Here is a 22,413-nt window from a genome sequence, read left to right as displayed (position 1 = left end):
CGGCCTGTTCGCGTCGAACCGCCGCGAACAGGCCGGGCCTGCTTACATCAAGGCAGCTCGCGGCTACGGTAGAACGCGGTCAGTACCTTCACCAGGTGCGCCAGGTCATGGCTGCCACACAGCTCGCGAATGGAGTGCATGGCAAAGGTCGGCAAACCGATATCCACCGTGCGCACACCCAGGTGGCTGGCGGTGATCGGCCCGATGGTCGAGCCACAGCCCATGTCGCTGCGCACCACAAAGCTCTGCACCGGTACTTCCTCGGCCATGCACAAGTGGCGGAAGAATCCGGCAGTCTCGCTGTTGGTGGCGTAACGCTGGTTGTTGTTCACTTTGATCACGGGCCCGGCGTTGAGCTTCGGCCCGTGGTTGCCGTCATGCTTGTCGGCATAGTTGGGGTGCACGCCGTGGGCGTTGTCGGCCGACACCATCAGCGAGCGCTGGACGGTGCGCACGTAGGTGTCGCCATCGGGCAGCAGGCGCTGCAGGGTCTGCTCCAGCATCGGGCCATCGGCACCACAGGCCGAGCAACTGCCGACTTCTTCGTGGTCGTTGCACACCAGCACACAGGTCTCGTCGCTGTCGGCGGCCAGCAGGGCCTGCAAACCGGCGTAGCACGACAGCAGGTTGTCCAGGCGGGCGCCAGCGATGAAGTCGCCATTCAGACCGATCAGCGCGGCGTCCTGCGTGTCATAGAAGCTCAGCTCGTAGTCCAGCACCACGTCGGCGATCAGCTCGTGCTCGCGGGCCAGTTGCTCGGTGAGCAGGGCGCGGAAGTCGATGCGTTCGTCACCGGCCACTTGGGCGAGGATGGGGGGCAGTTCGTTCTGCGGGTTGATCGCCCAGCCTTCGTTGGCGGTGCGGTTCAGGTGGATCGCCAGGTTGGGGATGATCGCGATTGGCAGCTTGAAGTCGATCAGCTGGCTTTCGACCTTGCCGTCACGGCGGTAGGTGACGCGGCCGGCCAGCGACAGATCGCGGTCGAACCAGGGGGCCAGCAACGCGCCGCCATACACTTCCACGCCCAGTTGCAGGAAACCCTGGCGCTGCAGCTCGGGCTGAGGCTTGACCCGCAAGCACGGGCTGTCAGTGTGGGCGCCGACCATACGGATGCCATTGAGCAGCGGCGACTGCTTGCCCAGTTTGATGGCGATGATTGAAGAATCGTTGCGGGTGACGTAGTAGCGGCCGCCAGTCTCGGGGTCCCAACTGTCGCGCTCGTCCAGGCGCTTGTAGCCGGCCGCCTCAAGGCGCTGGACCAGGCTGGCGGTGGCATGGAAGGGCGTGGGGGAGGCCTTGAGAAATTCGATGAGGCCGGTATTCAGTGCGTCGCGCATAGCTCACTCCAGACAGCAGTGGCGCGAGTTTAACGCAGAATGTCGACAATTTGTGTCTGCATCTTCGCGGCTAACGCTGCTACCACAGGTATTACACAGCCCCTGAGCGCAGCGCGGTCCCTGTGGGGGCGGCTTCAGCCGCGAAGAGGCCGGTACAGGCCCTGCGAAATCAGAACGGTGCCGGGCACTCGAACTTCAACCGCTGCCCGGACACCGGGTGGGTAAAGCTCAGCATCGAGGCATGCAGGCACAGCCGCTCATGGGCCGCCAGGGCTTGCGGGTTGGCGTACAGCCGATCACCCAGCAGCGGGTGCCCGATCGACAGCATGTGCACGCGCAGCTGGTGCGAACGCCCGGTAATTGGCGTCAGCTCCACCCGACAGTAATCGCCGCAGCGTTCGACGATACGCCAGAAGGTCAGGGCGTGCTTGCCCTGCTCGTGGTCCACCACATGCCGTGGTTTGGTCGGTGGGTCGTAGCGCAGTGGCAGGTCGATGCTGCCGCTGTCCAGCGTCGGCTGGCCCCAGCACAGTGCGGTGTAGGCTTTTTCGGTTTCACGGTCGTGAAACTGGCGCGACAGCTCGCGGTGGCTGTCGGCATCGCGGGCCAGCAGGATGATGCCGGAGGTTTCCCAGTCCAGACGGTGCACGATCAGCGCATCGGGGTAGCCGTTTTCCTGCAGGCGGGTGATCAGGCAGTCCTTGTTGTCCTCGGCACGGCCAGGTACCGACAGCAGCAGGGTCGGTTTGTTGATCACCAGGATGGCGGCGTCTTCGAAGAGGATCTGGACATTCGACAGCGGCATTACAGGTCTCACGAAAATAGCAGTAAACGCTGGGGCCGCTTTGCGGCCCTTCGCGGGCAAGCCCGCTCCTACAAAGGCTATGCATTCCCCTGTAGGAGCGGGCTTGCCCGCGAAGGGCTGCAAGGCAGCCCCAAATTGTCGACTACGCGGATCAGCGATCCGGCAGGGTGATGTTCAGCTCCAGAATCGAGCAGCTGCCCTGGTTTTCCAGCTCGATATGCACATCATCGTTGCCGATGTTCACATATTTGCGGATCACTTCCAGCAGTTCTTTCTGCAGCGCGGGCAGGTAGTCCGGTTCGCTGCGTTGGCCGCGCTCGTGCGCCACGATGATCTGTAGACGCTCTTTCGCTACCGACGCGCTGGTCTGTTTCTGTCTGCCACGAAAGAAGTCAAAAAGGTTCATGGTTTATTTGCTCCCGAAAATGCGCTCGAAGAATCCCTTCTTCTGTACATCGATGAAGCGCATCGGCTTCTCTTTGCCCAGCAGGCGGTCGACCGCATCACTGTAGGCCTGGCCGGCATCGCTCTGGTCATCGAGAATGACCGGGATACCTTGGTTGGACGCCTTGAGGACGGCCTGCGATTCCGGGATCACACCCTTGAGTTTGATCGACAGGATTTCTTCCACGTCGGCCACGCTCAGCATTTCGCCTTTGACGACGCGCTCCGGGTGGTAGCGGGTGATCAGCAAATGCTCCTTGATCGGCTCTTCACCGTTTTCGGAGCGGCGCGACTTGCTCGACAGAATACCCAGCATGCGGTCGGAGTCACGTACCGACGAAACCTCCGGGTTGGTCACCACGATGGCTTCGTCAGCGAAGTACATGGCCAGGTGAGCACCTTTTTCGATACCGGCCGGCGAGTCGCAGATGACGTACTCGAAGTCCTTCTTCAGGTCCATCAGTACCTTTTCCACGCCTTCCTGGGTCAGCGCGTCCTTGTCACGGGTCTGGCTGGCGGCCAGCACGTACAGGTTCTCGAGGCGCTTGTCCTTGATCAGGGCCTGTTGCAGGTTGGCTTCGCCGTTGACCACGTTGACGAAGTCGTACACCACGCGGCGTTCGCAGCCCATGATCAGGTCGAGGTTACGCAGGCCCACGTCGAAGTCGACAATGACGGTCTTGTGGCCGCGCAGTGCGAGGCCGGTACCAATGGCGGCGCTGGTAGTGGTCTTGCCCACACCCCCCTTGCCGGAAGTAACCACGAGAATCTTGGCCAAGGTGTTTCACCCCTAAAAATAGTCGGGACACTTGTCCCTGCAAAAAACTGAAATAGCTAAATAAAGGCAACGGTAAAAAAGTTGCTCTAAAAATGCTGGCAAGTATCCGTTAAAGACGGGTGATGTTCAACACGTCACCAGACAGGCTGACTTGCACGCTGGTCCCCCACAGCGGATCTCGGCGCAGGTCTTCGCAGACTTTGTACTGGCCGGCGATCGAGACCATTTCGGCGGTCATCTGCTGGCAGAAGATACGCGCCTTGGTGTTGCCTTTGATGCCGGCCAGGGCGCGGCCGCGCATGGCGCCGTACACATGGATGTTGCCATCGGCCAGAAGTTCCGCACCTGGGCTGACCGAACCCGTCACCACCAGATCACCGCCCTGAGCATAGATCTGTTGGCCGCCGCGTACTGGCGAAGTAATGATGCGGGTCGGGCGCACCTCGGGTTCAGGGGCAGGCGCTGGCGCCGGGGCAGGGGCCGGTTCGGGCTTTTTGACTACCTCGGGCTCGGGCTCCAACGGCCGTTCGCGGGCCCCCGAGGGCGGCAGCACCGGCAGGTCGATGGCGATGGCGGCGGCGATGTCCTCGATGCGGTTGGCGCGGATGGCCAGGGTACGCAGGCCGTGGTGTCGGCAGATCCGCATCAAGCCGGGCAGGTCGATTGCCCCTTCGTCGGCCGGCAGCTTGTCCAGCGCCAGCACCAGCGGTGTATTGCTGAAGAAGTTCGGGGCCTGGGCGACTTTGGCCGCCAATTGGCGGTCGAGGGCTTCAAGGTCATTGCGCGCCAGTTCCAGTACCGTAATGGCGAGCATGCTGCCCTTGAGCTGGAACACGGAGGCGGTGTCGGGTGTGTGGTTTGGGCTCATGGTCTGCATAGACGGCTTGTTGCGAAAAAAGTGCCCTGACTTATAACGAGAACACCGGTTGCCCGCAACATGCGCTGATCCGTTGTAGAATGCGCGGCCTTTGTCTTTCCGGATGCTTCAATGGAACGCCCGCGTTTTCGTCCCTATTACCTTCACCCCAAGTTCTGGGGCCTTTGGCTGGGCCTGGGCCTGCTGTGGCTGGTGGTTCAGTTGCCGTACCGGGTGCTGCTGAAGATCGGTGCCGCGCTGGGCGCCGTCATGTATTGCTTTGCCGGTGAACGTCGGCGCATCGCCGCGCGCAACCTGGAGCTGTGCTTCCCGGAGCTGTCGATCGACGAACGGCAGCGTTTGCTCAAGGCCAACTTCGCCTCTACCGGCATCGCCTTCTTCGAAATGGCCATGAGCTGGTGGTGGCCAAAGGCCAGGCTGGCGCGCCTGGCTCATATCGAGGGCCTTGAGCACCTGCAGGCCGCCCAGCAGGCGGGGCAGGGCGCGATCCTCATGGCGGTGCACTTCACTACCCTGGAAATCGGCGCCGCGCTGCTCGGCCAGCAGCACACGATCGACGGCATGTACCGCGAACACGGCAATGCACTGTTCGACTTCATCCAGCGCAGCGGCCGCGAGCGTCACAACCTTGATTCGCTGGCGGTGGAGCGCGAGGACGTGCGTGGCATGCTCAAACTGCTGCGTTCGGGCCGGGCGATCTGGTACGCACCGGACCAGGACTACGGCGCCAAACAGAGCATCTTCGTACCGTTGTTTGGCATCCCCGCAGCGACGGTCACCGCTACCACCAAGTTTGCCCGGCTGGGCAAGGCGCAGGTGATTCCGTTCACCCAGAAGCGCCTGGAGGATGGCAGCGGCTATCGTCTGGTCATCCACCCGCCGCTGACGGACTTCCCCGGCGAGAGCGAGGAAGCCGACTGCCTGCGCATCAACCAGTGGGTTGAACGTGTGTTGCGCGAGTGCCCCGAGCAATACCTCTGGGCGCACCGGCGGTTCAAGTCGCGGCCCGAAGGGGCGCCGCGGCTGTATGACAAGAAAAAGCGCTGAACCTTGTAAGCAGGCCTGGCCTCTTCGCGGGTAAACCCGCTCCTGCAGGATTACCACGGGTTCTGCATATTGCGGGGCCCTGTGGGAGCGGGTTCACCCGCGAAGAGGCCGGGCATGAAAGCACCTTGACCCCAGGAAGGACGCCATGGCTCCACCCCCGGTAACCGGTCTCATCCTTTCTGGCGGCGGCGCCCGCGCTGCCTACCAGGTCGGCGTGCTGGCGGGCATCGCCGAGTTGCTGCCCGCCGGCGCGCACAACCCGTTCCCGGTCATTGTCGGCACCTCCGCCGGGGCCATCAACGCCGTCACCCTGGCCAGTGGTGCCGTGCACTTCAACGAGGCCGTGCAACGGCTCACTGCCTTCTGGCAGAATTTTCGCAGCCATCTGGTCATCCGCAGCGACTGGCCCGGGGTCGTGCGCCAGGCCACCCGCTTCGTCGGCCACAGCCTGCTGGGGCTGGGCGGCCAGGCGCCCGTGGCGCTGCTCGACAGCAGCCCTTTGCGCAGCCTGTTGCAAACGCACCTGAACCTGGATGGCATCGGCCACGCCTTGGCCGCCGAGCAACTGCGCGCCGTGGCAGTGACCGCCTTTGGCTACGAGTCTGGCCAGGCGGTGACCTTCTACCAGGGCCGCGGCACCATCGAGGCCTGGCTGCGCCACCGGCGTATCGGCGTACCCGCACCGTTGACCATCGACCACTTGCTGGCCAGTGCGGCGATCCCGCTGTTGTTCGCCCCGGTGCAACTGGGCGGCGAGTATTACGGCGACGGTGCAGTGCGCCAGTCGGCGCCGATCAGCCCGGCCTTGCACCTGGGCGCCAGCCGGGTGCTGGTGGTCGGGGTCAGCGGAAACCCGCAGCGGCCAGCGCCACCGGTGCCGCCCCAGCGTGTGTTCAGCGGGCAGCAGCCGAGCCTGGCGCAGATCGGCGGGCACCTGCTCAACAGTACGTTCATTGACAGCCTGGAAGACGATATCGAACTGCTGCAGCGCCTCAACCACTTGAGCGGGCTGTTGCCGGCGCACCTGGATGCCCGGCGCCTGGGGCTGGCACCGATCGACGTGTTGGTGGTGGCGCCCAGCCAGCCGCTGGATGAGATTGCCGCTCGGCACCGCCGCGAGTTGCCGGCGGCGTTACGCCTGTTTTTACGGGGGCCGGGGGCGACGCGCACCAGCGGGGCGGGGGTGTTGAGCTATTTGCTGTTCGAGGCCAGCTATTGCAGTGAACTGATCGAGCTGGGGCGCAAGGATGCCTTGGCCAAGAAGCGCGAGCTTTGCGAATTCCTGGGGATTTGATGTTGCCTGTGCGGGCCCTTTCGCGACAAGGGGTTGCGCCAATACCTGTGTAGGCGCGGGTTCACCCGCGAAAGGGCCGCAGCAGGCTTACTCGGCTATCTGCAACTTGCGCGCCTGGGTATACACATACCGCACCTTTTCATACTCGAACGGCGAATTCAGCTGGCCGTAACGGAAGTTGGTGGTGTAGCGCTTGTCCACCACACGCAGGGCGAAGATTTCCGGGTGATCGGTGCTGGCTTCGGCCACGTTCAGGTAGTTGACCGCCTGCTCTCCCGCATAGTCCACCACCAGCCCGGTGGTATCGCGCAGGTTCGATGGCCCTAGCACCGGCAGCATCAGGTACGGCCCATCCGGCACGCCATAGAAGCCCAGGGTCTGGCCAAAGTCCTCGCTCTGGCGCGGCAGGCCCATGCTGGTCGCCGGGTCCCACAGCCCACCCACGCCGATAATCGTGTTGAACATCAGTCGCGCAGTGATTTCTGCCGAGCGCTTGGCTTTGAGCTGCAACACGCTGTTGAACAGGTTCGGCACATCGCCAAGGTTGTTGAAGAAGTTGCTCACCCCCGTGCGCACGAACTTTGGGGTTACATACTGATAGCCATTCACCAGCGGCAGCAGCACCCATTGGTCCAATCGGTAGTTGAAGTGGTAGATGCGCCGGTTGATCGACTCCAGCGGGTCGTACACGTTGAGCGCCTGCAGGGTTGAGCGCTCGAATTCGCGCTGGTCCAGCCCCGGGTTGAATTTCAGCTCACGCAGCGGGTCGAGGAAGCCATCGGCTTCGGGCGCCAGTGGCGCGGTGCCGATCACCTGCGGGTCGGCCTCGACCACGCTGGCTCTGGGTGCGGTTTCGGCGGCCAGGGTGTGGCCAGCGGCAAGCAGGGCAGTGGCGAAGAGGAGTTTGTTAACCACGGAAGAACTCCAGCATGGCGTCACTGTTGACGCGGTAGTTGAGGTTGCCGCAATGGCCGCCATGGGGGTAGAGGGTCAGCCGTTCACCGAACACCTTGCGCAGGAAGCCAATGTCGCCAGGGCCGAGAATGACGTCGTCGGCGTTGTGCATCACAGCGATCTTGTCACTGCTGCGCAGGTAGTCTTCCAAGGCATACAGGCTGACCTGGTTGACCAACTGCAGGATGCTGTTGCCGTCGGTGCGGGCGCGCCACATCGGAATCACCTGTTCGGTCATGTAGCAGTCGAAGTCGCACTGCAGGGCGCGCTTGAAGAACGGCGTGAGGCTGCTGCCTTCGGTGATCGGGAACTTCGGCGGAATGATCAGGCCGCGGCGGTTGATCAGGTCGGAAGTGAAAGCGATGTCCGCTGCCGAGAAGCGGAACGAAGTGCCGATCAGCATGGCCATCTGTTCGTTGGACAGGTGCTGGCGCGACTGCTGGAAGTCGTACAGCAGGGCGTCGTTCAGGTCGATGTAGCCCTTGTCCTGGAAGTAGCGGGTGAGTTTTTCCAGCATCAGCTCGTAGAACGTGGTGCTGCGGTCGATGCCCTTGACCTGGGTTTGCACCAGCTTGTCGAGGTTGTTGATCGAGGTGTAGAGGTTGACCGGTGGGTTGAGCAGCAGCACACGTTTGAAGTTGAAGCTGCGGCGGGTTTCGTCCAGGTGGCTGACGAAGGCGGCGTCGAGCGCACCCAGGCTGTAACCGGTGAGGTAGAAATCACTGACTGGCAGGCGTGGATGCTGGGCGCGCACGGCCTGCATGACCCGGTACATGTCTTCGGCGTCTTCCTGGCTGATGCCGGGGGTAGCAAAGCGCGAGGCTGCACTCATGAAGTCATAGCTGGTGGGCGATGACAGTTGCACCACGTGGAAGCCGGCCTGGTAGAACAGCTTTTTCAGGTATTCATTGATGCTGCTGCTGTAGGGCGCACCGGTGCCGGCGATGATGAAGATCAGCGGCGCTTCTCGATCCTGGCGGGCCAGGCGGTACTTAAGCTTCTTCACTGCCCAGAAGTTGTCGGGCAACGTGAACTCACGTTCCGGGCGCAAGTTCAGGCTGTAGTCGGACTGATTGATGTCATCGTCGCTGGGCAGCTCAGGGCGCTTGTCCGGCGGCGTGGTGGCGATGGTGGCCTCGAACGGGTTGGTAAGAGGGTAGCCATAGCTGGCAGCGTCGATGTCCCGCGCTGAAGCGGCCACAGCCATGAGCAAGCTGCCGAGCAGGGCAGCGAGGCGCAAAGATCGAAGCATGTAATCCCCCAAAAGAACGCAAGGTCGAGCAGTGTGCAGGCTAGGACCACAGCCAAGCGGGCAAAGTTGCCCGCTGCGGTGGCCTTTGGCGTACTTGCTATCTGCAACATAGCCGCCGGGGTGTGATTTTGCCTTAGAAACGGGCATAAGCGATCATGGATGCTTTCGATTACCGCTATTGGAGAACAGGATGTCTCGTTCGCTGCCGACGGTGCTGCTGGTGCTGTTTCTGGGGCTTTGGCTCGCGGCCAGCTATGGTGTGCGTTACGGCCTGATGGAGGATGGCCAGTGGGTAGGGCTGTGCGCAGTGCCGACGGCCTACTGGCAGTGCGAGGTGCGTTCGCTGCTGGGGTTGGGCATTCACCATCAAGTCATGGCCTGGGGCGGATTGGGCCTGGCGCTTCTGGCCCAGTTCGTTTCCGCGCGTGCCGGCTGGTGGCTGGCAGTGTTGGCACTGGTGTTCGCGGTGCCGGCGCTGGTGCTGTACACCGCCAGCATTGCGGTGTTTGCGCTGGTACTGGCGGGGTTGCGCCTGGTCAGGCAACCCCCAATGTAAGCAGCTGCGCGTACCTTGTGGGAGCAACTGTCCTGCTCAATTTCCAAAAGCTGGCGCTCCCACAGGGACTGCGCCAGGCTTTAGATGTGGAAGGCGACTTTCAGGGCTTCCAACGCCGGTTCGACCTTGATGCCCAGCACTACCCCCCCAGTTCCATTACCCGTGCCAGGTCCGGCTGCCCCACCATGATCATCTGCAGTTCATACCTGTGGGCAACAACGGCGACCCTGGGGTTGATGGGTGGTTTTGCGGTGATGATGTTTCTCGATACCGCGCTGGGCTGAGGCTGAGCACCAGCCTGTGGGAGCGGCCTTGTGTCGCGATAGGGCCGCAAAGCGGCCCCAGCAATCTATACATGATGCCGAGATCCTGGGGCCGCTGCGCGGCCCTATCGCGACACAAGGCCGCTCCCACAGGGATCGCGCCAGCTTTTGGAAATTGAGCAAGACAGTTTACTCACACAAGGTACGCGCCGGGCTTGAGGACTATGCAGTATCAAGCCTGTCGCATCCGCAAGCTTCGCCACAACGCCGCTGTCATCAGCACACTCACCACCGCCCAGCCCCAGGCCTGCTGGTTCTCCAGCCCTTCGACGAACAACTGCGGCGCCACCCCGGCGCCGACGATGAACGCCAGCAACGCCACCTCCGCCCGTCGCGCCCGCACCGGCCACAGCACATACACCAGCGCCGGCAACGCCAGCGCCGCGCTGGGGAAGCTGCGGTAGCGTGGGTCGAACACCAGTGCCAACATGCTCACCGCCGCCGCAAAGCCCGCCGCCAGCAACAGCCAGCCAGCTTGCACCTGCAGCCGGGCGAACAAGCGCTCACGCCAGCCGGCTCGCCGCGCCAGCGCCAACAACGCATGGGCCAGCACCAGCAGGTTCAGCCCGGCCAGCATCAGTGCCCATAACCACTCCCCGGCAAAGCGCGCATGGGTACGCATCAACTCGCCCCACAGGCCCAGGCAAGCGGCGCCAAACGCCGCCAGCAATGGCAGCAGCAAGGCCGCCATCGGTGTAGCGGGGCGCCCGGCCAGCACCAGCATGATCACCATCAGCACGGCACTGGCCAGCAGCCACCGCGGCCAGTCATGCAGGTTGCTCACTGGCCCTTCGAGCACACCCTTGTCCTGCCGGTCCGCGTCGTATAACCCCCAGTAGCCGCCCACCGCGCCCTCATTGACGCGTTTCCATGGCTGATCGAAGGCTTCGATCAGGTTGTAGTGCCAGCCATTGCGCTCGGCCATGGCCACAAAGCCGCGGATGAAGCGCGCTTCATTGACCCGGCTGGGTACCGCAGTTTCGCGTTGGCGGCCTTCGCTGGGCCAGCCGGTTTCGCCAATCAGTATGTCCTTGGGCGCGAAGCGTGTGCCGAATACCCGGCGCACGTCGGCGACGTGGGCCAAGGCCTCGTCGATGCCACGCGGGTCGTCCTCCCAGTAGGGCAGCAGATGGATGGTCAGGAAGTCCACTGCCGGGGCCACCTGCGGGTGCTGCAGCCAGAACTCCCAGACATCGGCGTAGGTCACCGGTACCTTGACCTGGCTCTTCACCCGCGCGATCAGCTTGGCCAGGTGGGCACCGGTCACCTCCTTGCGCAACAGTGTCTCATTGCCGACGATCACCGCGCTGACCACGTCAGGGTTGGCGTTGGCAGCGGCGATCAGCAGGTTGATTTCCTTCTCGGTGTCGGCCGGGTGGGCGTTCACCCAGGCGCCCAGCATCACCTTCAGACCGTGCTTGCGTGCCAGCGCCGGGATTGCCTCAAGACCGCTCATGGAATAGGTACGGATGCACTGAAACCGCTCGGCCAGTAACGCCAGGTCGGCGTCCATCCGCGCCGGGCGCAGGCGAAACGGCTGGTCATAAGGCGATTGGTCTTTGTCAAAAGGTGTGTACGAGGCGCACTGCAGCTTGTGTGCAGGGCTGGCCGCATCGGGCAGGTGCACTGGCTTGCCCAGCCCGTACCAGAGCCCCCCCAGCCCGAACAGGGCCAGCAGGCAGGCAAGCAGGTACAACGGTAACAACAGGCGGCTACAACTGGGCATCGGGCGGTCCATCGTCTGGCACAAAAGGTTAGATAGTAGCCCGGCGCCAAACCTTTGGCATGCAAGGATCGCGCAGGCCGCTGCCGGCCGATGGCGCTAATGGCATAGTGCTGTCGCATATGGGGCGGGTACAGGTCGCAGCTGGATCAGGTCGTCTTGTGTTGCAGGAAGATGATGGAATCTCCAAGACCTGACGAGGGGATGCTTTGATGGCAACTTTGAAGAAAATGCGACGTTTACTGGGTGTGGGCACCGCCCTGGTAATGGCCATGAGCGCTGCACAGGCTATGGCCAAAGAAGTAAGCATTGGTTACGTGGATGGTTGGGCCGACAGCGTGGCGACCACCAACGTGGCTGCCGAAGTAATCAAGCAAAAACTCGGCTACGACGTGAAGTTGCAGGCCGTTGCCACGGGGATCATGTGGCAGGGTGTGGCAACTGGCAAGCTCGATGCCATGTTGTCGGCCTGGTTGCCGGTGACCCATGGCGAGTACTGGGCCAAGAACAAGGACAACGTGGTCGACTACGGCCCGAACTTCAAGGACGCCAAGATCGGCCTGATCGTCCCCGAGTACGTCAAGGCAGTGAGCATCGCCGACCTCAAGACCGATAACAGCTTCAAGGACAGGATCGTCGGCATTGATGCAGGCTCCGGTGTGATGCTCAAGACCGACCAGGCAATCAAGGACTATGGCCTGACGAGTTACAAGTTGCAGGCCAGCTCGGGCGCTGCGATGACTGCGGAGCTGGGCCGTGCCTATGCCAAGCACCAGTCGATTGCGGTGACCGGTTGGGTTCCGCACTGGATGTTCGCCAAGTGGAAGCTGAAGTTCCTCGAAGATCCGAAAGGCGTATATGGCGCGTCGGAAACCGTTAACAGCATCGGCAGCAAGGAACTGGCAACCAAGGCACCGGAAGTGGCGGAGTTCCTGAAGAAGTTCAACTGGCAGTCCAAGGACGAGATTGGCGAGGTGATGTTGGCGATTCAGGAAGGGGCCAAGCCTGAAGCGGCAGCCAAGGACTGGGTAGCCAAGCACCCTGATCGTGTGAAGGAGTGGACTGGCAAGTAACTTTGGGCGTTTCACGTTGTTTTTTTAACGCCAGTTAGATCGAGCGCCGCCCGCGCGGCGCATCGCGAGCTGCGCTCGCTCCTACGTTTGTTTCGGGCCAATTATACCTGTGGGTTTTTCGCGCGAACGCCTTGGCGCATGGCGCAATATCGCGTCGCACAAACAAGGCGGTCGCGTGCGCCTGCCACAGGAATGACTGGCCCGAAACAAACGTAGGAGCGAGCGCAGCTCGCGATGCGCCGCGCGGGCGGCGCTGGTTTTATGCCCGACCGCAAAACCTGAACCGGTCCCTTGCCACCCCTGGCCAAATCTCTTCTTTGTTACGCAATCGGTAAAACACCGTTGCATCTAAGACTAAGGTCGTCTGGTTGGCGTCCGGCAGCCGCATAAAGTAAGGGTGTGGGTTCTTCCCCTACCTGTGCTGCTAGGACAAAAACAATGAACGACAGCATTTACCTCTCGATACAAAACAGCCCCCGTTTCAAGGAGCTGGTCACCAAACGCGAACGGTTCGCCTGGATTCTCTCGGCGATCATGCTCGGCCTGTACTGCGCCTTCATCCTCCTGATCGCCTACGGTCCTCATGTGCTGGGCGCCAAGCTCAGTCCTGAGTCATCGATTACCTGGGGCATTCCCCTGGGCGTCGGCCTGATCGTTTCGGCATTCGTCCTGACCGCCATCTACGTGCGCCGCGCCAACGGCGAGTTCGATGAGCTGAACAAGGAAATCCTGAAGGAGGCGCAACAATGATTCGCTCTGTCAAAGCCCTGGCCGTACTGGCCTGCGGAGCCTTTGCACCCGCCGTGTGGGCCGCAGATGCCCTGACCGGCGAGGTGCAGAAACAACCGCTGAACGTTTCCGCCATTGCCATGTTCGTGACCTTCGTCGCCTTCACGCTCGGCATCACCTACTGGGCCTCCAAGCGCAACAAGTCGGCATCGGACTACTATGCTGCCGGCGGCAAGATCACCGGCTTCCAGAACGGTTTGGCGATCGCTGGCGACTACATGTCAGCCGCCTCGTTCCTGGGTATTTCCGCGCTGGTGTTCACCTCGGGTTATGACGGCCTGATCTACTCGATCGGTTTTCTGGTCGGCTGGCCGATCATTCTTTTCCTGATTGCCGAACGCTTGCGCAACCTGGGCAAGTACACCTTTGCCGACGTGGCCTCGTACCGCCTCGGGCAGAAGGAAATCCGCACCTTGTCGGCCTCCGGTTCGCTGGTGGTGGTGGCGTTCTACCTGATCGCGCAAATGGTCGGCGCCGGCAAGCTGATCGAGTTGCTGTTCGGCCTGGACTACCATGTGGCGGTGGTCATGGTGGGTATCCTGATGTGCCTGTACGTGCTGTTCGGTGGCATGCTGGCCACTACGTGGGTACAGATCATCAAGGCTGTGCTGCTGCTGTCCGGTGCCAGTTTCATGGCGCTGATGGTCATGAAGCACGTGGGCTTTGACTTCAACACGCTGTTCACCGAAGCGATCAAGGTACACGCCAAGGGTGAGGCGATCATGAGCCCCGGCGGCCTGGTCAAGGACCCGATCTCGGCATTCTCCCTGGGCCTGGCACTGATGTTCGGTACTGCCGGCCTGCCGCACATCCTGATGCGCTTCTTCACCGTCAGTGATGCCAAGGAAGCGCGCAAGAGCGTGCTGTACGCCACCGGCTTCATCGGCTACTTCTACATCCTCACCTTCATCATTGGCTTTGGCGCTATCCTGCTGGTCAGCACCAACCCGGAATTCAAGGACGCCGCAGGCGCTCTGCTGGGCGGCAACAACATGGCTGCGGTGCACCTGGCCAATGCGGTGGGTGGCAGTGTGTTCCTCGGCTTCATCTCGGCGGTGGCCTTTGCCACCATCCTGGCGGTGGTGGCTGGCCTGACCCTGGCCGGTGCCTCGGCGGTGTCCCACGACCTGTACGCCAGCGTCTGGCGCAAGGGCAAAGCCAACGACAAGGACGAGATCCGCGTATCGAAGATCACCACTGTCGCCCTGGGTGTGCTGGCGATTGGCCTGGGGATTCTGTTCGAGAAGCAGAACATCGCCTTCATGGTCGGCCTGGCGTTCTCCATTGCGGCCAGCTGCAACTTCCCGGTACTGCTGCTTTCGATGTACTGGAAGAAGCTGACCACCCGCGGCGCCATGATCGGCGGCTGGCTGGGCCTGGTGAGTGCGGTGACGCTGATGATCCTTGGCCCGACCATCTGGGTACAGATTCTCGGCCACGAGAAACCCATCTACCCGTACGAGTACCCGGCGCTGTTCTCGATGGCCATTGCCTTCGTCAGCATCTGGTTCTTCTCGGTCACCGACAAGTCCAAGGCGGCTGAGGATGAGCGCGCGCTGTTCTTCCCGCAGTTCGTGCGTTCGCAGACTGGCCTGGGTGCCAGCGGGGCGGTCTCGCACTAACGTCAATCCCCTGCACTGAAAAACGCCCCGCCTGTCGGGGCGTTTTTTATTTTATGCAGTCAGAAATAGCCTACATACATACTGATGCTCTGCCCATAAAGTTCCCTCATGTCGTAAGTGCTCTATAGATGCCGGCACATTTGGGGAATGTTCAATGAAGTTACGCTGTTTGATCACCTTCGCTCTCCTTGGCGTGGCGGGCGCTGCAGGGGCAAAGGAAATACCGCAGGACATCAGTGTCCAGGCTGTCGTGTCGGTACCTGAATTTCAGGTGAACTCGGTTGACAGTTGGTGGGAAGACGTACTTCAGGCTGAATATGACCCGGACCGGGGCATCTTCAAGCAAATTGAAAAAGAAGTGTTTGTAAAAAGTACCTACGGCCCGATTTACGCGAAAACAGATCGTTCGGAGTATCAGTTCACGCGGGTGGGCGGTGGGGAAGCGTCCCGTCGATACCACATCATGTTGAATCGCATAAGAATGGGCACGGCACCGGTTGAAATCGTCAGTGCTGCTGAAGCCGCTCAGGGGAAAACCATTCAGTTCAGGTTCTATCCGATGGGGGGATCGGCGTCGACTCGCGTGCCTGGCACCTATGTCACGCAAGCCACCTTGATGTTTGAAACAGGGGCGCCCTGATTCGCAATTCCATTCGGGTGCTCCAGGGTGCCCGCTAATTGATGTGCAACCGTTAAAGGAAGTTTGATGTGAAATCCTATGTATTGGCTGTCCCGTTCCTTGCATTGTTTGCCGGTGCCGCTGTCGCGTCCGCCCCTGAGCCGATCACCCAGAGTATTTCAGTGACGGCGGTCATTCCCGGGAATGATTTTTCAGTGACCCCTGTAGGGGGCTGGCTGGAGAAAGGCGTGACGCTTGAATATGAGCCGGAGCGCGAAGACTTCAAGGCGGTCAGTGAAAAGTTCTCGGCACAGAGTGATGTCGGCGCTATTCAGGCCCGCCTGCTGCACACAGCATCGCTGCAAGACGGGCAAACCGACAAGAAGATTGATCTTATCATCACTGTTGGGGATAAAAAGATGGAGTTGACGTCCACGGAGGTCATGAGCGCGGAAGATGCTAAAGCCGGCAACGAACTTCCCATTACGTTTAATGCCGTAAAGCCTGCCGATGGTTATGTAAAGGGTGAGTATGCCGGGACAGTGAGCGTGTTGTTTGAAACTTCCTCCGCCAGCCTTTGATTGAAGCAGTGCCGCCTGCCTCAACTTACTGGATGTTTACCAGTGTAAGGGCAGGTGTTGAAGTGGATTGAATCATGTTCCAGTTTGCTGCACCCGGCCGCGCACTCGCTGTCTGGCTGCTGGGTGCTGCCTGCCTTATGCCCCTCGAAGTGTTGGCCGCGCGCGCGTCCAATGCCATTGATCTGAATACATTCGGGCGTTTGCCAGAAGACTTCGAGGCGCACTTTTTCGATGTGCCACTTGCCGTGCGGGTGGAGCTGGATCAACGCTACCTCGGTGATGCCATGGTGGTGCTGAGCCGTGATAACCGTGTGCAGTTGCTGGCGTTTACCGACACTGAGCAGAGCGCAGAGCCGGCCACACTCAGGCAGTTGTGGCAACAGCGCCTGGAGGGCGGGCGCATGCTGGGCGACTGCCTGCAAAACTGCCCGGACGGGTTGCAGGCTATCCATTACAGCCTGGCCAATTCCCAGTTGTCATTGCTGACGTCCAATGCCGAGAAGCTGGAGCAGGACGCGCTCTTTCACCGCCTCCCGGAGCAGAGTGACGCTGGGTTGCTGCTGCGTAACCAGCTCAACCTGGTCAATGATGGCAATCAGACCACGGGCAGAATCGGCCTGCTCGGTCAGGGCAACCTGCATAACTGGACGACGCTTGCCGATGCACGCGTGGATCGTAGCCCATCTGAGCAAGGCGATATGCGTTACCGCATGAACCAGCTTTACGCGCAGAGCCTGCATGAAGCGCATTTCTTTCGGCTGGGTTACTTCTCCACTGACTCACAAGGCCTGGTGCGCCAGCCAGCGCTGCTCGGGCGCCGCCCTGATAGCACGCTTGGCTTGATGCTGGGCAGCAGTGACAGCCTGCTGGTCGACAATGGCCAAGCCAGCGCCATCCCGGTCTATGTCACGCCGAACCGCCCGGGTATCGTCGAAATCTATCGCAATGGTTCGCTGATCAACAGTCAGCCGGTACAGCCCGGTTTACAGGCGCTCGACACGCGGGTATTGCCTGGCGGCATCTATGATGTAGAGCTGCGTTTGCTCGAAGACGGCCTGGAGACCTCGCGCAGCGAAGTGTCCATCTACAAGCCCAGCCGGTGGCAGAACATGGATAACCGCTGGCGTTACAACCTGTACCTGGGCCAGCAGGTCGAGCTGCTGAGCAACGGGGATGGCGAACGCGAACAGAGCCCGGTGTTCGGGGCCCTTTCCAACTACCTGATGCATCCTGCTGCGGTGCTGGGGCTGTCAGTGCAACAGGTCGATGCTGACCTGCAGTTGGGTACCTCGCTGGACTGGGACGTGCATGAACGGTTCAAGCTTTACGCCAGCCTCAATCAGACCCAGGGCCTGGGCAACGGCGGCGATCTGCAGTTGACCTACACCCATCCTTGGGGCTCGTTGTTGCTGAGCCACAATCAGACCTGGCTGGAGCCTGGCAGTAGCGGTCGCGACGATACTTCACAGCGCCAGGTGCGCAGCCGCACCGCCTTTTCGATCAACCAGCGGATAACCGCGCGCAGTTCAGCGACGCTGCGCCTGGAACACAGTGCGGGCTCGGCAAGCGGCCTGGGTGCCGACCTGAGCTGGGCGTTCTACGGGAAACTGCGGGGGCATCAGAGCAGTGTTCGCCTGTCACTTTTCGACAGGCCCGGAACGCGCAGCAGCGCCGGTGTCCGCAGCCGCGGCGTCAACGTTGCTGTAAGCATGAAGCTTGAGCGCGATGGCAGGCAGCTTGGGGTCGATGTGGGTAGCCGCGCCTCGCGTGAGGGGGGCAATGACCCCTACGCTTCGCTGTGGTATCGGCAGAACGTCGACCTGGGCCCCGTGCACAGCCTGGGGGGCAGCGCGACGCTCGACGGCTATGGCACCAGCCTGACGGCCAATGGGCGCTTCCACAGCCAGGCGCTGCAGGGCGATGCCTACGCCCAGAGTTCCTCTTTCAACAATAACCTCAGCGGTGGCCTCAACCTGGAAAGTACCCTGGCGCTTGGCGACGGGAAGCTGGCCATGGGTGGCAGCAGCCTGCCGCTCGAAGCCGGTTTGATCATCGATGTCGAAAGCGATCTGCACGGTGTGAAGCTGCGCGCCAACGATGGCCAGGGCATGAGTGCAGTGCTGCACCCCGGGCGCAATATCGTACCGGTGACGGCGTTCAAGTCTGGCCATGTGCGCTTCGACTTCGACACAAAGGACGTGCCGCCAGCACAGATCCAACCCCTTGCTGTGGACTACCACCTCAACCGCGGTGGGGTGGGGTACCACACAGTGAAGGTCATGCGAACGGTCACTGTGTTTGGCCGGCTGCTGGATGGGCAAGGCCAGCCACTGCACGGCGCGCATGTGGTCAATGACGCCGGGCGCACGGTTGTCGAGGTGGATGGCTATTTCAACGTGGAAATGAGTGAGTCACGGCCCACCTTGGAAATTCGCCATGGCACGGCAGGCAACTGCCTTCTGACATTACCGCCGGACAACTTTGATCGCGAGGATGACTTGCTGATTGTGGGTGAGCAGCGGTGTGTGCCCAGTGTGGGCTGAGCCGGCATTCGGCATGACGCTGTAGAGGGCCCGATTCCCGGGTCGGTGGATTCGATATTGAGTAAACAGAGGTTGAAGATGCACAGGTTCACATTTCACTTGTCACCCTTGTTGTTCGTAGCGCTGATGCTGCCGTGGTTTGCCCAGGCCGGGCCACAGCTGGATGTCGGCACGCTCTATGACTACCTCGAACCAGGCAAGGGCACCTATGCCAAACGTATCTACAACCGGGGGGACAGTACTGCGTTCGTCAAGGTCAGCGTGCTGGAGCTGGTCTACGACGGCCAGGCCGAACCCCGTGAGGTGGACGTCGATGAGCTGCCCTTCGATCAGCGCAGTGTTGTTGCCAGCCCTGCGCGGATGATCATCCCGGCACGTGGCATGCAGGCCGTGCGGCTGCTGTATCGCGGTGAACGAGACCAGGAGCGTTACTACCGGCTGCGCTTCATCCCGGTAGTACCGGAACGGGATGACAGCTTCGCACTGGATAAAACGGAGCTTGACGCTTACCGCAAAGAACTCAGTGCCGGTGTGCAGTTTCTGGCTGGCTACGGCACCATTTTGATTACCAAACCTGCTGCCACGCGGTACCAGACCTCGATCGAGCGAGCGGGTGGAAAATGGACCGTGCGCAACGAGGGCAATGCGACGGTGCTGCTCGACAACGTCCAGGTCTGTGTGCTGAACGAGGAGGAGTGTGAGCCTCCGGCCAAGCACCATCTTCGCCCCGGGCGTAAGCGCGAGTTCGTCGAGAAGCCCGGTGTCGAATACCGCTTCGAGCTGGTGGAAGGCGATGCACGCAAGGCCATGAGCTTCAAGGCAGAGTGAGAGGTAGGGGCATGTTTCGCAAGTGTGCAATGCTGGTACTGCTGTCTGGGGTGTTGGGTTCGTCGTGGGCGCAAGCGGCCGATATTACGCTCAAGCTGCGTTACCGCGGCGAGACCCGGCAGTTTGAAAACCTGACGCCCCGGTCGTCCCCTGTCTGTACTCAGTTGCCGCAGCTTTGTGGCGATCCGCTGCAGGACCTGCTGGATGTGGGGGTCGAGTACTCGAAAACAGTCGATGGCGAAGGCGCCGACGGCTTCTACCTCTCGGCCCCTGTCCAGCCGACTACGCTACTGATGGTCCGTGACCAGACCGGTGAGCAAGTCAGCATGGACTTTGCCATTACCCACCTGGGCGGTGCGGTAACTTCGGACGATGGGGCGCCTACGCTTGCGGCGCGCACGGGCCTGGACTCGAGTGGTTGCCAGGTTGCGTTGGCCAGCGCGGCCCATCGCCTGTTTCTGTGGTCGCCAGCCAGCAACGGGTGCTGGGCCAACGTCAACGCGGCGAATGCGAGCACTTACCACGTGAGTCACCTGACGCTGGGCTACAGGTTGAAGACGCCTTTACCGGCGAGCTTGAAGTCGGGCGTGTACCGAGGGCGCGTGGTCTATTCGATAGGCCCTGACAGGGATATAAGCCTGGGTTCGAGCCGAACGGTCTCCGGGCTCACGGACGATTCAGTGGCGATCAACGTCGAACTGGAGGTGGTGCATGACCTTGAGGTGCGTTTTGAGCCGGGTTCCGAGCAGGTGGCTCTGGTGCCGCGGCACGCGCAGGGGCATGGGAGCCGAGGGCGGGGTGCGGCAGACAAGCTGGAAAAAGACGTGACCTTCAGCCTGACTGCCAGTGGGCCTTTCAACGTCTGGGCGCTGTGCAGCACGGGGCTGGGCAGCACGTGCAATCTACGCTCGGCCAAGGGCCATGACATACCGCTGTATCTGGCCATGACTTTGCCAGGTGTTTCCTACCATGGCCGTTCGCTCTATCGGCAGGCAATGTCCTTTGGCGGAGCTGAGAACGCCATGAGCCTGGAAGTCCCGCCAGAGGGTGTGACCGGCAGCCAAGGGCAGTTGCATTTTCATGTATACCCTCGCGGCCACACCCAGGAACAGGACATGCTGCCTGATATCGAGTATCACGCCGTCGTGACAATGGTGTTCGATGCGAACCTGTAGGACGGCAACCGGGTGTTGCGACCCGCTTGCCATTCACCTCAAATGGTTGGATGAAGTGGCTATCCGCAGCGAGTCATATCATCCCAAGCAACAGCAGTACCAGCAGAATCACCAACACCACGCCAATAATGCCGGAAGGGCCATAGCCCCAGCTGCGCGAGTGGGGGAAGACCGGTAAGCCACCGATCAGCAGCAGAATCAGGATGATGATAAGGATCGTGGTCATGTCAAAGTCCTTGCATGATTAGGGGGCAAGAGCCTGAGAATGCTGGCCTCTCGATAATTCGGACCGGTGCGGGTTGGCAAAGATTCCATCCCCGTGCAGCCGTCTACCCAATCATGCCCGCCCATTCACTACCCTGATGAATCCTGCTGGATGGCAACGCCTTGATTAGACTCACCTGACTACCTGTCAGAACAAGGCCTGCGACCATGCAAAAACGCATCATGATCACCGGCGCCGGATCCGGCCTCGGCCGCGAGATCGCCCTGCGCTGGGCACGTGAGGGCTGGCGCCTGGCACTGGCCGATGTTAACGAAACCGGCCTGCGCGAAACGCTGGAGCAGGTTCATCAGGCCGGTGGCGACGGCTTCGTCCAGCGCTGCGATGTGCGCGACTATAGCCAGCTGACGGCCCTTGCCCAGGCCTGCGAAGAGAAATTTGGTGGGGTCGATGTGATCGTCAACAACGCCGGTATCGCTTCGGGCGGGTTCTTCGCCGAGCTGTCGCTGGAAGACTGGGACTGGCAGATCGCCGTCAATCTGATGGGCGTGGTCAAGGGTTGCAAGGCGTTCCTGCCGCTGCTGGAGCGCAGCAAGGGGTGCATTATCAACGTCGCCTCGATGGCTGCACTGATGCAGGGCCCGGGCATGAGCAACTACAACGTGGCCAAGGCCGGTGTGCTGGCATTGTCGGAAAGCCTGCTGGTGGAGTTGCGCCAGATTGAGGTGGCGGTGCACGTGGTGTGCCCGTCGTTCTTCCAGACCAACCTGCTGGACTCGTTCCGCGGGCCGAACCCGGCGATGAAGGCACAGGTGGGCAAGCTGCTCGAAGGTTCGCCGATCAGTGCGGCAGACATTGCCGACTATATCCATCAGCAGGTCGCTGCAGGCGAGTTCCTCATCCTGCCCCATGAGGCAGGGCGCCAGGCCTGGCAACTGAAACGCCAGGCCCCTGAGCGGCTGTATGACGAGATGGCCGAAATGGCGGTAAAAATGCGGGCAAAAGCCCAGTCGCGATGATTAGTCTGTAGGAGAAGTTACTCAAATGCGTAAGGGGCTTCTGAATCGCAGTGGAGCTATTGAGTAGCTGAATGCCTACGGGGCAGGCTCCGGTTTTCCCTTTTGCAGGAGGATCGGAACATGCTGGTAATAGGGCGTGAAGTGGGGGAGGTCATCATGATTGGCGATGATATCCGGATCATGGTGGTGGAGACCCGGGACGGCGTGGTGCGCTTTGGTGTGGATGCCCCGCGTGAGGTGCCGGTGCATCGAGCCGAAGTTTACAAGCGCATCAAGGCGTCCAAGCAGAACAAGGCCTGAACAGGCCGGACCTGCTATTCGAGCAGTTCGCGGGGCACATCATGCTTGGCCAGCAACTGGCACTGCTGGCTTTCCAGGTCGAAAAGGATGAAAGCCTGGCCTTTGGCCAACGCTTGGCGTACTCGCAGCACGCGGGTTTCCAGCGGGGTATCGTCGCCGTTGTCAGTGCCGTCGCGGGTAACGAAGTCCTCGATCAGGCGGGTCAGGGTTTCGGCTTGCAGTTGGTCGTAGGGGATCAGCATGGTCGGGTG

The 22,413-nt window shown here is 61.4% G+C and carries 24 protein-coding genes; 14 read left to right on the top strand and 10 right to left on the bottom strand.

Going from position 1 to position 22,413, the window contains the following annotated elements:
* Positions 1–47: 47 nt before the first annotated feature.
* From LMH93_RS20710 to minC, 5 genes are all read right to left on the bottom strand, one after another.
* Entirely contained in the window at positions 48–1,337 is a 1,290-nt protein-coding gene (locus tag LMH93_RS20710) for a M18 family aminopeptidase (protein WP_004575813.1), read from the bottom strand.
* Between the two features lie 169 nt (positions 1,338–1,506).
* Positions 1,507–2,142, bottom strand: coding sequence for an RluA family pseudouridine synthase (locus tag LMH93_RS20705; RefSeq protein WP_070095922.1), 636 nt, complete (start codon positions 2,140–2,142; stop codon positions 1,507–1,509).
* Positions 2,143–2,293: 151 nt separating this feature from the next.
* Positions 2,294–2,548 carry a cell division topological specificity factor MinE gene (gene minE, locus LMH93_RS20700; protein WP_003252572.1) on the bottom strand — a complete coding sequence of 85 codons (255 nt, stop codon included), beginning with the start codon at positions 2,546–2,548 and terminating at the stop codon, positions 2,294–2,296.
* Positions 2,549–2,551: 3 nt separating this feature from the next.
* Positions 2,552–3,364 (bottom strand): septum site-determining protein MinD, encoded by an 813-nt coding sequence (gene minD, locus LMH93_RS20695; protein ID WP_003252574.1) that lies wholly within the window; start codon positions 3,362–3,364, stop codon positions 2,552–2,554.
* A gap of 109 nt (positions 3,365–3,473) precedes the next feature.
* Positions 3,474–4,241 (bottom strand): septum site-determining protein MinC, encoded by a 768-nt coding sequence (gene minC, locus LMH93_RS20690; RefSeq protein WP_012053412.1) that lies wholly within the window; start codon positions 4,239–4,241, stop codon positions 3,474–3,476.
* Positions 4,242–4,352: 111 nt separating this feature from the next.
* Here minC and LMH93_RS20685 point away from each other — a divergent pair, with 111 nt between their 5' ends.
* Positions 4,353–5,288, top strand: coding sequence for a lipid A biosynthesis lauroyl acyltransferase (locus tag LMH93_RS20685; protein WP_003252578.1), 936 nt, complete (start codon positions 4,353–4,355; stop codon positions 5,286–5,288).
* 145 nt (positions 5,289–5,433) lie between these two features.
* Entirely contained in the window at positions 5,434–6,582 is a 1,149-nt protein-coding gene (locus LMH93_RS20680) for a patatin-like phospholipase family protein (protein ID WP_019752356.1), read from the top strand.
* A gap of 87 nt (positions 6,583–6,669) precedes the next feature.
* Here the strand turns inward: LMH93_RS20680 and LMH93_RS20675 are convergent, their stop codons facing one another.
* Both LMH93_RS20675 and LMH93_RS20670 read right to left on the bottom strand, forming a co-directional pair.
* Complete coding sequence (locus LMH93_RS20675; protein WP_042162639.1) at positions 6,670–7,416, bottom strand: MlaA family lipoprotein; 747 nt, start codon at positions 7,414–7,416, stop codon at positions 6,670–6,672.
* A gap of 73 nt (positions 7,417–7,489) precedes the next feature.
* Positions 7,490–8,788 carry a serine protein kinase PrkA gene (locus LMH93_RS20670; RefSeq protein ID WP_003252583.1) on the bottom strand — a complete coding sequence of 433 codons (1,299 nt, stop codon included), beginning with the start codon at positions 8,786–8,788 and terminating at the stop codon, positions 7,490–7,492.
* Positions 8,789–8,978: 190 nt separating this feature from the next.
* On the opposite strand from LMH93_RS20670, the gene LMH93_RS20665 reads away from it, so the two are divergent.
* Positions 8,979–9,344: a hypothetical protein gene (locus tag LMH93_RS20665; protein WP_003252585.1), complete on the top strand. Its 366-nt coding sequence runs from the start codon at positions 8,979–8,981 to the stop codon at positions 9,342–9,344.
* An 86-nt stretch (positions 9,345–9,430) separates the two neighbouring features.
* On the top strand, positions 9,431–9,628 hold the full coding sequence (locus LMH93_RS20660) for a hypothetical protein (protein WP_230064548.1): 198 nt from the start codon (positions 9,431–9,433) through the stop codon (positions 9,626–9,628).
* A gap of 211 nt (positions 9,629–9,839) precedes the next feature.
* On the opposite strand, the gene LMH93_RS20655 is transcribed toward LMH93_RS20660, so the two are convergent.
* Entirely contained in the window at positions 9,840–11,405 is a 1,566-nt protein-coding gene (locus tag LMH93_RS20655) for a glycoside hydrolase family 17 protein (protein WP_230064547.1), read from the bottom strand.
* A gap of 197 nt (positions 11,406–11,602) precedes the next feature.
* Between LMH93_RS20655 and LMH93_RS20650 the strand changes: the two genes are divergently transcribed.
* The 8 genes from LMH93_RS20650 to LMH93_RS20615 all read left to right on the top strand — a co-directional run bounded on the left by LMH93_RS20650 (position 11,603) and on the right by LMH93_RS20615 (position 20,620).
* Positions 11,603–12,463 (top strand): glycine betaine ABC transporter substrate-binding protein, encoded by an 861-nt coding sequence (locus tag LMH93_RS20650; RefSeq protein ID WP_021782468.1) that lies wholly within the window; start codon positions 11,603–11,605, stop codon positions 12,461–12,463.
* Between the two features lie 438 nt (positions 12,464–12,901).
* Positions 12,902–13,213: a DUF485 domain-containing protein gene (locus LMH93_RS20645; protein WP_010952786.1), complete on the top strand. Its 312-nt coding sequence runs from the start codon at positions 12,902–12,904 to the stop codon at positions 13,211–13,213.
* The gene (locus tag LMH93_RS20640) at positions 13,210–14,874 is read left to right on the top strand and encodes a cation acetate symporter (RefSeq protein WP_084850774.1); all 1,665 of its coding nucleotides are present in this window, start codon (positions 13,210–13,212) and stop codon (positions 14,872–14,874) included. The genes LMH93_RS20645 and LMH93_RS20640 overlap by 4 nt, the downstream gene beginning before the upstream one ends.
* Before the next feature lie 154 nt (positions 14,875–15,028).
* Positions 15,029–15,514: a hypothetical protein gene (locus LMH93_RS20635; protein WP_103463476.1), complete on the top strand. Its 486-nt coding sequence runs from the start codon at positions 15,029–15,031 to the stop codon at positions 15,512–15,514.
* A gap of 68 nt (positions 15,515–15,582) precedes the next feature.
* Complete coding sequence (locus tag LMH93_RS20630) at positions 15,583–16,074, top strand: CS1 type fimbrial major subunit (protein WP_230064546.1); 492 nt, start codon at positions 15,583–15,585, stop codon at positions 16,072–16,074.
* A 74-nt stretch (positions 16,075–16,148) separates the two neighbouring features.
* Positions 16,149–18,617, top strand: coding sequence for a CS1-pili formation C-terminal domain-containing protein (locus LMH93_RS20625; RefSeq protein WP_230064545.1), 2,469 nt, complete (start codon positions 16,149–16,151; stop codon positions 18,615–18,617).
* Between the two features lie 78 nt (positions 18,618–18,695).
* Entirely contained in the window at positions 18,696–19,445 is a 750-nt protein-coding gene (locus LMH93_RS20620; RefSeq protein ID WP_103462924.1) for a pilus assembly protein, read from the top strand.
* 11 nt (positions 19,446–19,456) lie between these two features.
* Positions 19,457–20,620, top strand: coding sequence for a hypothetical protein (locus LMH93_RS20615; RefSeq protein ID WP_103462923.1), 1,164 nt, complete (start codon positions 19,457–19,459; stop codon positions 20,618–20,620).
* 73 nt (positions 20,621–20,693) lie between these two features.
* Here the strand turns inward: LMH93_RS20615 and LMH93_RS20610 are convergent, their stop codons facing one another.
* Positions 20,694–20,846 carry a DUF3309 family protein gene (locus LMH93_RS20610; RefSeq protein ID WP_003252624.1) on the bottom strand — a complete coding sequence of 51 codons (153 nt, stop codon included), beginning with the start codon at positions 20,844–20,846 and terminating at the stop codon, positions 20,694–20,696.
* A 206-nt stretch (positions 20,847–21,052) separates the two neighbouring features.
* Between LMH93_RS20610 and LMH93_RS20605 the strand changes: the two genes are divergently transcribed.
* The gene (locus LMH93_RS20605; protein WP_084850779.1) at positions 21,053–21,862 is read left to right on the top strand and encodes an SDR family oxidoreductase; all 810 of its coding nucleotides are present in this window, start codon (positions 21,053–21,055) and stop codon (positions 21,860–21,862) included.
* Between the two features lie 120 nt (positions 21,863–21,982).
* Positions 21,983–22,162 carry a carbon storage regulator CsrA gene (csrA, locus tag LMH93_RS20600; protein WP_021782459.1) on the top strand — a complete coding sequence of 60 codons (180 nt, stop codon included), beginning with the start codon at positions 21,983–21,985 and terminating at the stop codon, positions 22,160–22,162.
* Between the two features lie 14 nt (positions 22,163–22,176).
* Here the strand turns inward: csrA and LMH93_RS20595 are convergent, their stop codons facing one another.
* Positions 22,177–22,404, bottom strand: coding sequence for a YheU family protein (locus LMH93_RS20595; protein WP_004575803.1), 228 nt, complete (start codon positions 22,402–22,404; stop codon positions 22,177–22,179).
* Positions 22,405–22,413 lie beyond the last annotated feature (9 nt).

This window comes from Pseudomonas sp. CIP-10 (genome assembly GCF_020911845.1).
Taxonomy (GTDB): domain Bacteria; phylum Pseudomonadota; class Gammaproteobacteria; order Pseudomonadales; family Pseudomonadaceae; genus Aquipseudomonas; species Aquipseudomonas alloputida.
This window is presented reverse-complemented; position numbering and strand designations above follow the sequence as displayed.